Annotated in this window: 10 protein-coding genes; 5 read left to right on the top strand and 5 right to left on the bottom strand. The window is 65.1% G+C overall.

The features are described 5' to 3' along the window. Window positions 1–68: 68 nt before the first annotated feature. Both QX070_RS12040 and QX070_RS12035 read right to left on the bottom strand, forming a co-directional pair. Entirely contained in the window at window positions 69–1421 is a 1353-nt protein-coding gene (locus QX070_RS12040; protein ID WP_315737269.1) for an amidase, read from the bottom strand. A gap of 6 nt (window positions 1422–1427) precedes the next feature. After that, window positions 1428–1751, bottom strand: coding sequence for a hypothetical protein (locus QX070_RS12035; RefSeq protein ID WP_315737268.1), 324 nt, complete (start codon window positions 1749–1751; stop codon window positions 1428–1430). Window positions 1752–1942: 191 nt separating this feature from the next. Between QX070_RS12035 and QX070_RS12030 the strand changes: the two genes are divergently transcribed. The 4 genes from QX070_RS12030 to QX070_RS12015 all read left to right on the top strand — a co-directional run bounded on the left by QX070_RS12030 (window position 1943) and on the right by QX070_RS12015 (window position 5763). Then, window positions 1943–2356 carry a Zn-ribbon domain-containing OB-fold protein gene (locus QX070_RS12030; RefSeq protein WP_315737267.1) on the top strand — a complete coding sequence of 138 codons (414 nt, stop codon included), beginning with the start codon at window positions 1943–1945 and terminating at the stop codon, window positions 2354–2356. 4 nt (window positions 2357–2360) lie between these two features. After that, a complete protein-coding gene (locus QX070_RS12025; protein ID WP_315737266.1) occupies window positions 2361–3500 on the top strand; it encodes a thiolase C-terminal domain-containing protein in 1140 nt (379 codons plus the stop codon). Window positions 3501–3608: 108 nt separating this feature from the next. Beyond that, entirely contained in the window at window positions 3609–4523 is a 915-nt protein-coding gene (locus tag QX070_RS12020) for an SDR family oxidoreductase (protein WP_315737265.1), read from the top strand. A 124-nt stretch (window positions 4524–4647) separates the two neighbouring features. Next, window positions 4648–5763: an SMP-30/gluconolactonase/LRE family protein gene (locus tag QX070_RS12015; protein WP_315737264.1), complete on the top strand. Its 1116-nt coding sequence runs from the start codon at window positions 4648–4650 to the stop codon at window positions 5761–5763. A gap of 933 nt (window positions 5764–6696) precedes the next feature. Here the strand turns inward: QX070_RS12015 and ppc are convergent. From ppc to QX070_RS12000, 3 genes are all read right to left on the bottom strand, one after another. Then, window positions 6697–9480: a phosphoenolpyruvate carboxylase gene (ppc, locus tag QX070_RS12010; protein ID WP_315737263.1), complete on the bottom strand. Its 2784-nt coding sequence runs from the start codon at window positions 9478–9480 to the stop codon at window positions 6697–6699. A gap of 138 nt (window positions 9481–9618) precedes the next feature. Continuing rightward, window positions 9619–11163, bottom strand: a complete 1545-nt coding sequence (locus tag QX070_RS12005) for an acyl-CoA synthetase (RefSeq protein WP_315737262.1) — start codon at window positions 11161–11163, stop codon at window positions 9619–9621. A 177-nt stretch (window positions 11164–11340) separates the two neighbouring features. Further along, the gene (locus tag QX070_RS12000; RefSeq protein ID WP_315737261.1) at window positions 11341–12150 is read right to left on the bottom strand and encodes a crotonase/enoyl-CoA hydratase family protein; all 810 of its coding nucleotides are present in this window, start codon (window positions 12148–12150) and stop codon (window positions 11341–11343) included. Between the two features lie 102 nt (window positions 12151–12252). On the opposite strand from QX070_RS12000, the gene QX070_RS11995 reads away from it, so the two are divergent. Then, window positions 12253–13128, top strand: a complete 876-nt coding sequence (locus tag QX070_RS11995) for an SDR family oxidoreductase (protein ID WP_006613814.1) — start codon at window positions 12253–12255, stop codon at window positions 13126–13128. The last annotated feature ends 93 nt before the right edge of the window (window positions 13129–13221 follow it).

Raw genomic sequence — 13221 nt, 5'->3', positions numbered from 1 at the left:
TCCAGCGCCACCCGTTTTCCGGGGTAGAGCAAACTCGATCAGAGACAACGCTGCTCCCCGCGGCCGCCTCAGCCCCGCACCACGCCCTCGACCCCCGCCGCGATCTCCAGCAGCTTGCGGTCATTGCCGCCGGATTGCGCCAGCATCAGGCCGACGGGGACCTCGCCATGGCGGTGCGCCGGCAGCGAGATCGCGCAGCCGTCGATCATGTTGATGAAGGTGCAGTTGCGCAAAGCGCGGATGTTCTCGCGGGCGAAGGCTGCGTCGTCGGCGAGATCGGCGATTTTTGGCGGCGTGTTGGCGGTGGTCGGCATGACAAGCGCGTCGTAGGGCGCGATGCGCGCAGCGGTGCGCTTCACCAGCGAGCGGCGGGCGTTGAGCATCTCGATGTAGTCCGGCACCGTGATCGCCTCGCCGCGCAGGATGCGGACGGAGACGCGCGGATCGTAGACGTCGCCCTTGGCGGTCAGCAGGAAGCGGTGCCAGGCGTAGCTCTCGGCCGCGGCAAAGCCGCCCTTCGCGCCGATGAGGCCGACGTCGAGGAATTCAGGGAATTCGATGCGCTCGATCAGCGCGCCCTGCTTCGCCAGCGTCTCCAGTGCCCGCTCGAAGGTCTCGGCGACCTCGGCATCGAGCTCGTCGAGCACGATCGTCGTGGGCACCGCGAGCCGCAGGCCCTTCACCGGTCGCGCGGCCAGCGGCCGGATCGGCTCATCGGCCAGCACCGAGTCGAGGATCGCGCAGCATGCGACGGTGTTGGCGAGCGGCCCAAAGCTGTCGAGCGTGGTCGACAGCGGCACGCCGCCGTCGAGCGGCACGCGGACCTGCGTCGGCTTGAAGCCTGTGATGCCGTTGAAGGCGGCGGGGATGCGGCAGGAGCCGCCGGTGTCGGTGCCAAGCGCGCCATAGGCCATGCGGTCGGCGATCGAGACGGCGGCGCCCGACGACGAGCCGCCGGGGACATGGCCGACCTCGCGCTTCCAGGCGCTCTTCGGCGTGCCGTAATGCGGGTTGATGCCGATGCCGGAATAGGCGAACTCGGTCATGTTGGTGCGGCCGATCACGACGAAGCCGGCCCGGCGCAGCCGCGCCACGGCAGGCGCATCGGCCTCGGCCGGCGCGGAGTCGTCGAGCGCGCGCGAGCCGGCACGGGTCACCTGGCCCTTGATGTCGAACAGATCCTTGATCGAGACCGGAATGCCGGCGAAAGGCGACGGCGCGGCATTGGCCTTGCGCAGCGCGTCCATGCCGTCGGCGGCCGCCAGCGCGGCGTCCTCGTCGACATGGATGAAGGCGCGCCCTCCCTCGCCGGCGGGATCGGCAATCCGGGCCAGACACTCCTCCACCAGCTTGCGCGCGGTGGTGCGGCCGGCGGCGAGATCGTCGGCCAGCGCGGCCAGGGTCGGAATTGAAGCGGTCATGGCGTCCTATCGCATGTCTGCGGCATCGGCCGCGATATCCATATCGAGCAGCGCGGAACTCAGCGACTTGCCGTGCGCATCCAGCGCCAGCGAGCGGGTCACCCCGCCGCCGAGCGCCCGGCTCATCACGAAATTCAGCGCCGCAATGTTGGGCAGCTCATAGCGGACCACCTCGCCCCGGACAATGCCGGCGAAGTGGGCCCTGACCCGCTCGGCCGTCACCTGTGCGAGCAGCAATGGATAATCCTTGGCGTCGTAGGCGATGACGGAGATGTTCGAGGTATCACCTTTGTCGCCGGTCCTGGAATGGGCGATGTCGCGCAGCTTCATCTCGTCTCCGATCATACTTGCGGCATCAAAGACCAATTTTCATCAGGCGGCAATTGCCGTCCAAACACCTCTGCGCCTCCCGGAGGGCCGCATGCGTAGCGTGATGGACCGTTGACGCGTCTGCGTCAAATGGCGCATCACGGATGCAAAGGAGCGGGCGACGGAGCCCGCCGCAGGGAGGATCAACCGGGATGGCCGAGCCGATGCGTGCACGCCCCAAACCGACACCCGAGACGCAGCATTTCTGGGACGGCACCCGCGCTGGCGAATTGCGGCTGCAGCGCTGCGACGCCTGCGCCCACGTCTACTTCCCGCCGCGCCCGTTCTGTCCGGCCTGCGCCAGCCGCAAGGTCAGCGTCTTCAAGGCCACGGGCAAAGGCACGCTCTACAGCTACGTCATCAACCATCGTCCCCCGGCGCCCGGCTTCACGCCGCCCTACGCCATTGCCGTCGTGGCGCTCGAAGAGGGCCCGCGCATGATGAGCAACATCACGGGCTGCCCCCAGACACCGGAGGCATTGGAGCTCGACATGCCGCTCGAAGTCACTTTCGAGCCGCTCGACGAACAAATCACCCTGCCCCTGTTCCGGCCGGCGAAAGGATAGCGCCATGCGTCGAAACCAGGTTGCCGTGGTCGGCGCCGCCGAGACCACCGAGCTCGGAATCATCCCGACGATGTCGCAGATCCAGCTGCATGCGGACGCGGCGCTGAATGCGATCGCCGATGCCGGGCTCAAGCTGTCGGACATCGACGGCTTCGCCACCGCGGTCGAGACGCCGCAGCAGATCTGCCACTATCTCGGCATCACACCAACCTGGGTCGATGGCACCTCGGTCGGCGGCTGCTCCTTCATGCTGCATGTCCGCCACGCCGCGGCTGCGATCGAAGCCGGCCTATGCAAGACCGTGCTGATCACCCACGCCGAGAGCGGCAAATCGATGATCGGCAAGCTGCCGCGCTCGATCCCGCCGGACAGCCTGCAGGGCCAGTTCGAGGCGCCGTTCGGCGTGTACGGGCCACCCAGCATGTTCCCGATTCCCGTGCTGCGCTACATGAAGACCTACGGCATCACCCATGAGCAGTTGGCGATGGTTGCGGTCGTACAGCGCGAATGGGCGGCAAAGAACCCGCGCGCGATGATGAAGGACCCGATCACCGTCGACGACGTGCTGAACTCGCGCATGATCGCCTATCCGTTCCGGCTGCTGCAATGCTGTCTCGTCACCGATGGCGGCGGCGCGCTGATCCTGACCTCGGCCGATCGAGCCAAGGATTTTCCGCAGAGGCCAGTCTATATTCTCGGCACCGGCGAAAGCGTGGAGACGCCGATGGTCAGCCAGATGGAGACGTTCAATTCGTCGCGTGCCTTCAAGGTCGCGGGCCCCCTCGCCTTCAAGGAGGCCGGCATCGGCCATGCCGACGTCGACCATCTCATGATCTACGACGCGTTCGCGCATCTGCCGCTGTTCGGGCTCGGCGATCTCGGCTTCATGCCGCATGAGGAGACCGGCCCGTTCATCGCTGCCGGACACACACGTCCCGGCGGCAAGCTGCCGCTCAATACCAATGGCGGCGGCCTGTCCTACATGCATTCGGGCATGTACGGCATGTATGCGTTGCAGGAGAGCGTGCGCCAGATGCGTGGCATCGCCCCGGCGCAGGTACCCGGAGCCAAGATCTCGGTGTGTCACGGCGTCGGCGGCATGTTCGCCGCGTCAGGGACGATTATTTTTACGAACGAAAGATAACCACCGTCATTCCGGGGCGCGCGAAAGCGCGAACCCGGAATCTCGAGATTCCGGGTCTGGTGCTGCGCACCAGCCCGGAATGACGGGGCAAAACAAGGAGACCTCCCCATGACCAAATCGCTCCAGGACAAAGTCATCATCGTCACCGGCGCCGGCCGCGGCATCGGCCGCGAGATCGCGCTGCTGTGCGCCGCCGAAGGCGCCAAGGTCGTGGTCAACGATCCCGGCGTCGCCTCCGACGGCTCGGGCACCAGCGCAGCGCCGGCGGAGGAAGTGGTCGAGGAAATCAAGAAGCGCGGCGGCACGGCGGTGGCGAATTTCGAGAGCGTGTCCGAAGCGATCCCGGCCAGCAAGATCGTGAAGGCCGCGACCGACCACTTCGGCAAGCTCGACGGCGTGGTCAACAATGCCGGCATCCTGCGCGACATGATCTTCCACAAGATGAGCATCGAGGCGTTCGAGGCCGTCATCAAGGTCCACCTGATGGGCTCGTTCTATGTCGCTCACTCCGCCGCGCGGCTGTTCCGCGAGCAGGAGAGCGGCTCCTTCGTCCATTTCACCTCGACCTCAGGCCTGATCGGCAATTATGGCCAGGCCAACTACGCCGCGGCAAAGCTCGGCATCGTCGGCCTGTCGAAGTCGATCGCGCTCGACATGGGCCGCTTCAACGTGCGCTCCAATTGCGTCTCGCCGTTTGCCTGGAGCCGCATGATCGGCACCATCCCGGCGGAGACCGAGGCCGAGAAGGAACGCGTCGAACGCATGAAGCGGATGGGGCCCGAGAAGATCGCGCCCGTCGTCGCCTATCTGCTCGGCGATGCCTCGAAAGACGTCACCGGCCAGATCTTCGCCGTTCGCATGAACGAGATCTTCCTGATGAGCCAGTCGCGCCCATTACGCTCGGTGCACCGCGGCGAAGGCTGGACGCCGCAGACCATTGCGGAGCATGGCATGCCGGCACTGAAGCCGTCGTTCTACAAGCTCGATCGTTCCGCCGACGTGTTCGGCTGGGACCCGATCTGAGATTTGCAGCGCCAAAATCCGCTTGCAGCGCACACCATCTCAAGTTGTTTTTTGTCTAAACGACCCGCGCGCCGCCATGATTTCGTCGTATGGTCGCCTCCCAACAAAAGTCGGGAGGACATAGATGACGAATGCACGACACGACATCACGCAGGATTCGCCGGCCGGAACTGACGGCTTCGACCGGCGCATGCTCCTCAAGGGCGTCGCCGGCTTTGCCGCGGCGGCAGCGGCAGTCTCGCCGGCCGGTGCCCGCGATTTCGGACCGGGCGCGCAGCCGCAACGCTATCCGGATCCCGACATCGTCGTGATCGACGAGAAGCGCTTCAAGGCCAAGGTTGGCAACACCACGATCAAGCGTCTGTTCACCGGCTGCCTGTGGGCGGAAGGTCCGGCCTGGAACGCGCAGGCGCAGTATCTGGTCTGGAGCGACATCCCGAACAACCGACAACTGCGCTATCTCGACGACGACGGCCACATCTCCCAGCAGTTCCGCAAGCCATCGAACGAATCGAACGGCAACACCTTCGATTATGAAGGGCGGCAGATCACGGCCGAGCGGACCCGCCTCGTCCGCTTCGAGCACAACGGCTCGGTCACCGTTCTCGCGGAGAAGGCGAACGACAAGCCCCTCAACGGCCCGAACGACATGGTCGTCAATCCCAGCGACCAGTCGATCTGGTTCACCGATCCCGGCTACGGCTCGATCAACCTGTATGAAGGGCAGAACGCCCGCAACGGCTCCAATCAGCCGTTCCAGAAGGAAGCCGTCTACCGCGTCGATGCGCAGTCCGGCGCGATCACCAAGGTCGCGGACGAGCCGTTCAAGCCGAACGGCATCGCCTTCAGCCACGACTACAAGAAGCTCTACGTCTGCGACACCGGCATCACGCACTATCCGAACGCCAAGAACGTGATCTGGCAGTACGACGTCAATGGCGACAAGCTGGCGAACCCGAAGGCGTTCATCGACATGACGCTCGACGGCAAGTCGGGCTTCGCGGACGGGCTGCGGGTCGACATCGACGGCAACATCTGGGTCGGCGCCGGCTGGGTCGGCGAAGGCTATGACGGCGTCCACATCTTCGCGCCGGATGGCGTCCGCATCGGCCAGATCAAGCTGCCGGAGATCTGCGCCAATGTCTGCTTCGGCGGCAAGAAGCGCAATCGCCTGTTCATGACCGCGAGCCAATCGCTCTATGCGGTCTATGTGGAGACGCAGGGCGCGCATATCTGTTAGGCCGGAAAACCGCCCTTGCTACGAGGCGTCCCTGCGAAAGCGGGGATGCCTCGTCAACGATGGGGCCACACTCACACTGTCGTCCCGGACAGGCGCGCGGTACGCGCGCGCAGATCCGGGACCCATACCCCCAGGGAGACGTGCGAGGCACGATGGTCAATCCTCCTCGCCCAGCCACATCTGCCTGCGGCTCCGGGTCCGAATCAAGACCGGGACCCGACGAACGGACGCACCTCGCCTTCTGAAACGAATAAAGCGTTTGCTATTTTTCGGAAATCATGTTCTTCTCTCGCCATCCCGCCTCATGCAAGGGGCGTAGCGCGCGATCGTCACGACACGCGAGGCGGGGATGCGATGGCCGCGGTTGAGCCGCAGCGTGTCCCTGGATGCGCGGACGAACGGCTTTGCCGCGGACGTGAAATCGCGTGGTCCTGGCGCCCCGAAGCAGGCGTCAAGTCCGTGGTGATGCCCAGCGCATCGCGCGGGCGACGGTGTCTACGAGCCGGCACACCGGGGAGATCGCGTATAAGCGTGAAGACATCGCGCGGGGAATGCCGGATGTTCGGCTGAACCTGTGGTGACTGCCGCCTGCTTTCTTTTCTGCAGGCGGGCCATGGGTGAGGCCTTCACCCGGCATTCCCCGCGCCCTTGCACTCTCGTGAGGGACATGTTCGCTGCATGCACTCGGGCGCGAAACGCCGCGAGGACGAGATCGTATGTCATTTGCTGCTTGAGCCGCAAATCAGTCGCACCACCGCTGTCGTCCCGGGCAAGCCACGATGCGCGCAGTGCGTCGTGGCGCCGACCCGGGACCCATACGCCGCGGCGGCCGTGATAGGCGAAGGTCGACAACGCATTCGCCCCAAACTACTCCCTGGGGTTATGGGTCCCGGCGTTCGCCGGGACGACAGAGAGTCTGTGGTTACAGCCGAGCTATCCCGTATTTCTCAACCCCGCCGAGATGCCGTTGATCGTCAGCTGAATCCCGCGCAGCACCTGCTCGTCCGGGTTCTGCGCGCGGTGCTCCTTGAGAAGCTCGACCTGCACGTGGTTGAGCGGATCGAGATACGGAAAGCGGTTGCGCACCGAGCGCTCCAGCAGCGGATTGCCCTGCAGCAAGCGCTCCTGTCCCATGATATCGAGCAACGTCTCGATCACCAGATTCCATTCGCGCCGGATGCGGCCAAAAATCTTTTCACGCAGGGCCTCGTCCGGGACCAGCTCGGCATAGCGCGAGGCGATGGCGATCGAGCTCTTGGCGAGCACCATGTCCATGTTCGACAGCAGCATGCGGAAGAACGGCCATTCCTGATAAAGCTCGCGCAGGAATGGCATGCCCTGCTCCGGATTTTCCGCGATCCAGGTCTCGACCGCGCTGCCGAAGCCGTACCAGCCCGGCAGCATCAGCCGGCACTGCGCCCAGGAGAACACCCAGGGGATCGCACGCAGGTCCTCGATCGCGCGGGTTTTCTTGCGCGAGGCCGGGCGGCTGCCGATGTTGAGGGTGGCGATCTCGTTGATGACCGTCGAGGCCCAGAAATATTCGACGAAGCCGTCGGTTTCGTAGACGAGGCCCCGATAGGCCTTGAAGGCGAGCTCCGAGAGCCGGTCCATCGCAGTGAGATATTCGCGCTTCGGCGCCGGCTGCCGCGGATGCAGCAGGCTGGCCTCGAGCGTCGCGGCGGCGAGAATTTCCAGATTGTTACGTCCGACCTCGGCGTTGGAATATTTGCTGGAGATGATCTCGCCCTGCTCGGTGATGCGGATCTGGCCGTTCACCGCGCCGCCGGGCTGGGCGATGATGGCGTCGTAGCTCGGACCGCCGCCGCGGCCGACCGATCCGCCGCGGCCATGGAACAGCCTGAGCCGGATGCCATGGCGTTCGAAGATGTCGACCAGGCCGATCTCGGCCTTGTAGAGCTCCCAGCCCGAGGTGACGAAGCCGCCGTCCTTGTTGCTGTCGGAATAGCCGAGCATGACCTCCTGCACGGCGCCGCGGCTGTCGACCAGGCGGCGATAATCGTGCAGCGCCAGCATGCGGTCCATGATGGCGCTGGAGGCCTGCAAATCCTCGATCGTCTCGAACAGCGGCACGATGTTGACGGCGCAGCGGCCCGATGGATCGATCAGGCCGACCTCCTTGAGCAGCAGCGCCACCTCGAGCATGTCGGACATGCCCTTGCACATCGAGATGATGCACTGGGGGATCACGTCGGCGCCGAAGGTCGCGTGCGCCTCGGCAGCGGCGCGGAACAGCGCGAGCTCGCCGACGGTCTCATCGCTGTACTTGACGAATTGCGATACAAGCGGCCTGGCGTTGCGCAGCTCGCTGACAAGCAGGCCGACCCGCGCATCCTCGCTCAGCGCCATATAGGACATGCCGGGCATCGCGGTGTCGATCAGCTCGGCGACGGTGCGCTCGTGCACCGCCGAATTCTGGCGGATGTCGAGCCGGGCCAGATGGAAGCCGAAGCAATCCAGGGCACGCCGCAGCAGCCGCAGCCGCCCGCGGGCGATCACCTCGGCATTGTTGGCGATCAGCGAGTGATGCAGCACGTCGAGATCATCCTGCATCTGCTTGACGCTGTCGTAAGGCGCCACCGCCGCCACGGGAAGGCGGCTGATCGGGATACTGAGCTTCTTCGCCGTCGCCGCCAAGCGCGCATAGATGCCGGACACCGCCAGGCGATATGGCTCGCCGTGACGATGCGGCGACGTGTCCGGCGAGCGCTCGGCCAGCGCACGCAGCTCCTCGGAGACATCGGCGAGATGCGCGGCGATGGACAGCTCGCTGCCGAGCAGGTGCAGTTCCTCGAGATAGTAGTGCAGCGCCAGGCTGGATTGCAGCTTGAGCGTTCCGCGCATCACCTCGGCGGTGACGAACGGATTGCCGTCGCGATCGCCGCCGATCCAGCTCCCCATGCGCAGGAACGAGGCGAGATCGCCCGCCACCTCCCCTCCGTCATTGAGCCGATCCTCGAGCGAGCACAGCAGACGCGGCACCTCACGCAGAAACGTGTAGTCGTAGAACGACAGCCCGTTGGTGACCTCGTCGAGCACCGTCAGCTTGGTCCGGCGCAGCAGATTGGTCTGCCACAAGGTCAGCACGGCGCGGCGCAGCGCCTCGTCATTGGCCTCGCGCTCATCCGGCGTCAGCTGCATCCGCTCGCGGCGGTCGAGCAGCATCGCGATCTCCATCTCGCGATCCATCGTGCTCTTGCGCCGCACCTCTGTCGGGTGCGCGGTCAGGACCGGGCTGACCAGCGCCGTCGAGAAGAACTTGCGCAGATCGGAAGCCTCGAACCCGGCGGATTTGGCGTGAGCGAGCGTCGCCGCCAGCATGCCGGCCCCGCCATTGGAGTCGCTCTTGGCACGCATGCGCCGGATGTTGTTCTGGTCCTCGGCAATGTTGGCGAGGTGCGAGAAATAGCTGAAGGCGCGGACGATGCGGACGGTCTCAGCCGTCGTCATGCCGTCGAGGATCTGCTCCAGCTCGCGCCGCGCCTGGCGGTCCTCGTCGCGGTGGAAGCGCACCGAGGTCTGGCGGATGCGCTCGACGAGGTCGAACAATTCGGCGCCTTCCTGGTCGCGGACCGTATCGCCGAGGATGCGGCCGAGCAGCCGGATATCGTCCCGCAGCCGCGCATCCTCCTCCATGGCCTGCGCCTCGGCGGCGCGGTTGGGACGGATTTCCTCGCTCATGGTTTGCGGCGACATGGATGCGCTCTCCAGCAGCTGCCCATTTACGGGTCAGTCTGCCGTATCTATACCGCAGCGCAAGATCAAGAAAGAGGCGTCGCCTGCCCTATTCAATGCTCACGTGACGTCTTCTCATCGCTGAGAGCCGCCAATCGATCAGATCTTTCGCCCTGCCTGCGCCCAATAGGGGTCGCGCAGCCGCCGCTTGAAGATCTTGCCGGAATCCTCACGAGGCAATTTGTCCTGGATTTCGATGTGCTTGGGCACCTTGTAGTCGGCCAGAGAAGCCCTGAGCCGGTGTCTGATCTCGCCGGTGTCCAGCACGACGCCGGGCTGCGGCTCGACCACGGCCATCAGGGCTTCCCCGAACTCGGCATCGGGAATGCCGAATACGGCGCAATCGTGCACGCCGGGCACGGCATGCAATACGGCTTCGATCTCGGCCGGATAAATGTTGACGCCGCCGGAGATCACCATGTCGCGCTTGCGATCGCACAGGAAGACGTAGCCCTCAGCGTCCATGTAGCCGACGTCCCCGGACGTAATGAAGCCGTCGCGGTCGATCTCGGCACGCTTCTCCGGCTTGTTGTGATAGGTAAAATCCGGATTGCCCGCGATGCGCGAATAGATCTCGCCAACCTCGCCCTCCGGCAGGATGCGGCCGTCCTCGCCGAGGAAACGCAGCTCGGCGCCCGGCGAGACCTTGCCGACGGTGCCGGGCTTGCGCAGCGCGTCCTCGGAAGTCGCGAAGGTCACGGCACCGGATTCGGTCGAGCCGTAGAACTCGTAGATGACCGGCCCCCACCAGTCGATCATCGCGCGCTTGACGTCGGCCGGGCACGGCGCGGCAGCATGAATGACATGGCGCAGCGACGATACGTCGTAGCGGCGGCGAACCTCCTCCGGCAGCTTCATCAGCCGGATGAACATCGTCGGCACCATGAAGATCGTATCAATCCGCTCTGTCTGGATGATGCCGAGAAATTCTTCCGGCTCGAAGCGCGGCATCAGCACCAGCGCGCCGCCGAGACGTCCGGCACGCAGGCCGAACGCATTCGGGGCAGAATGATACAGCGGCCCCGGCAAGAGCGCGCGCGAGCCCGGCTTCAAGCCGTAGATCAGCGCTCGCATGCGCTCGGCCGAAGCCGCCTGCTCGACCGTCGGCGCATTGCGGCGCACGCCCTTGGGATGACCGGTCGTGCCGGAGGTGTAGATCATGTTCTGCGGCTGCGGCACCTGCGGCCCTTCGTAAGGGCTCTGCTGGGCAAGCCAGCCCTCGAACTCGATTGCGAACTCCGGGGGTTCGATCAGATCCGCGCCGATCTTGTAGTTGGATAGAATCTCCGGCGGTGTGGGCACGCTGAGCGCCGTGACATCGGCCGGTATCGCCCCGGCGAGCTGATGCAGCAGATCGGCGTGACCGATCAGCACCTTCGTACCGGAGTCCCTGATGATGTAGTCGATCTCCTCCGGTTTGAAGTGCCAGTTCACCGGCACGCCATAGGCGCCGAGCCGCATCGCGCCATAGGCGGCCTCGATGAAGGCGATGTCGTTGCGCATGAGAATGCAGACGCAATCGCCCTGGCCCACGCCGAGCTTCGCGAGGCCGCTGGCGATCCGCGCGGCGCGGTCGGCGATTTCGGCGTGGCTGCGCCGGCGCTCGCCGGAGATGATGCCGCAGAACAGGGAGGACGTTTCCATTTTCTTTGTTATCCGATCTGGCGTCGGTTTGAGTTTCGGCCGTCATTCCGGGGCGATGCGCCGCGACAAAACGGCGGAGCCGTCTTGCGCGGAGCATCGAACTCAGGTGCGCAGTTGCGCACCGGAGAATCTCGAGATTCCGGGCCTGCTCCTTCGGAGCATCCCGGAATGACGGACTCAGTCCGCAAACTTCGGCGCGCGCTTCTCGATGTTGGCGCGCACCGATTCGAGCTGGTTCAGACTGCCGATCAGCTTCTGCTGCTCGACCGATTCGGCGAGCAGCGCCGGCCCCGGATCGACCGAGAGATTGTTCAGCATCCGCTTGGCGGCGCGGATCGCATCCGGATTCTTGCCGGCGATCTCACGCGCGGTCTCCAGCGCAGCCGCGCGCGGATCGGCGCAGATGCGGGTAACGAGGCCGTAGGACTGGCCTTCCTCCGGCGAGAACACCCGGCCCGTGTAGGTCAACTCGCGCAGGATGTCGTCGCGCATCAGGGTCGCCAGGATCGGCGTGCCCGCCATGTCGGGCACCAGACCCCACTTGATCTCCATGATCGACATCTTGGTATCCGGCGCGACGTAGCGCATGTCCGCGCCGAGCGCGAGCTGGAAGCCGCCGCCATAGGCGACGCCATGCACTGCAGCAATCACCGGCACCGGCAGCTGCCGCCAGCCCCAGACAGCCTGCTGGGCGAAATTCGCCTTGCCGTGGGTGCGAATGGTGAGGTCGCGCTTCTCGCCGCCGGGTATGCCGTTGCCGCCGGACTCCTTCATCGCGGCGAAGCGGCCCATGTCGAGGCCCGCGCAGAAGGCACGCCCCTCGCCGGACAGCACCACCGCCCGCAGTCCCTTCTCCTTCGACAGCCGGTCGGTCGCCGCGACCAGCGCCTCGAACATCTCCATGTCCAACGCATTCATCTTGTCGGCGCGAACCAGGCGAACGTCGGCGACGCCGTCCTTGATCTCGATCGCGAGGCGGTTGTCCATCGAGCGGTCTCCCTACGGATGTCTTTGTGACTTTACAGAAGGCTGTCGGAGCGATTTAGTCAATCGACCAATTAACTCACAACATGTCAGGCGGAAACTCCCATGTTCAAGGACAATCTCCTCGAAGGTCGACGCATTCTGGTGACCGGCGGCGGCACGGGCCTTGGCAAAGCGATGGCTGCACGCTTCCTGCAACTCGGCGCCGAAGTGCATATTTGCGGCCGGCGGAAAATCGTCTGCGACGAGACCGCGACCGAACTGATGGACCTCTACGGCGGCCGCGTGACCAGCCATGGCGTCGACATCCGAAATGCCATGGCGGTGGAGGAAATGATCGAGGCCATCTTCCAGGAAGGCGGTCTCACCGATCTCATCAACAACGCGGCCGGCAACTTCATCTCCCGCACCGAGGAATTGAGCCCGCGCGGCTTCGATGCCGTCGCTAACATCGTGATGCACGGCACGTTCTACGTGACGCATGCCGTCGGCAAGCGCTGGATCGCTGCGAAGCAACCGGGCAACGTCGTGTCGATCACCGTGACGTGGGTGCGCAACGGCTCGCCTTACGTGGTGCCATCGGCGATGAGCAAGTCGGCGATCCACGCCATGACGATGTCGCTTGCGACCGAATGGGGCCGCTATGGCATCCGCCTCAACACCATCGCGCCCGGCGAAATCCCGACCGAAGGCATGAGCAAGCGCATCAAGCCCGGCGACGAGGCTGGCGCGCGGACCAAGGCGATGAACCCGATGGGTCGCGTCGGCACCATGGAGGAGCTGCAGAACCTCGCGGTGTTCCTGATCTCCGGCGGCTGCAACTGGATCAACGGCGAGACCATCGCGATGGACGGCGCCCAGGCGCTGGCGATGGGCGGCAACTTCTATCAGTTGCGCGACTGGAGCGACGACGACTGGACCAAGGCCAAGGAGTCGATCAAGGCGCAGAACGAGAAGGACCGCGCGACGCGCACGAGCTGACGGCCGAATCGCCCGGTTGATCGGCGACGTGCGCCCTGTAGACTGATCGAGAGATGCTTGCTCCGGCGCGATCCGGGGCGAGGACCACGACAA

The organism is Bradyrhizobium sp. SZCCHNR1093, from assembly GCF_032381175.1.
GTDB lineage: Bacteria > Pseudomonadota > Alphaproteobacteria > Rhizobiales > Xanthobacteraceae > Bradyrhizobium.
The sequence above is the reverse complement of the archived record's forward strand: the minus strand, read 5'-3'. Positions and strand labels throughout refer to the sequence as shown.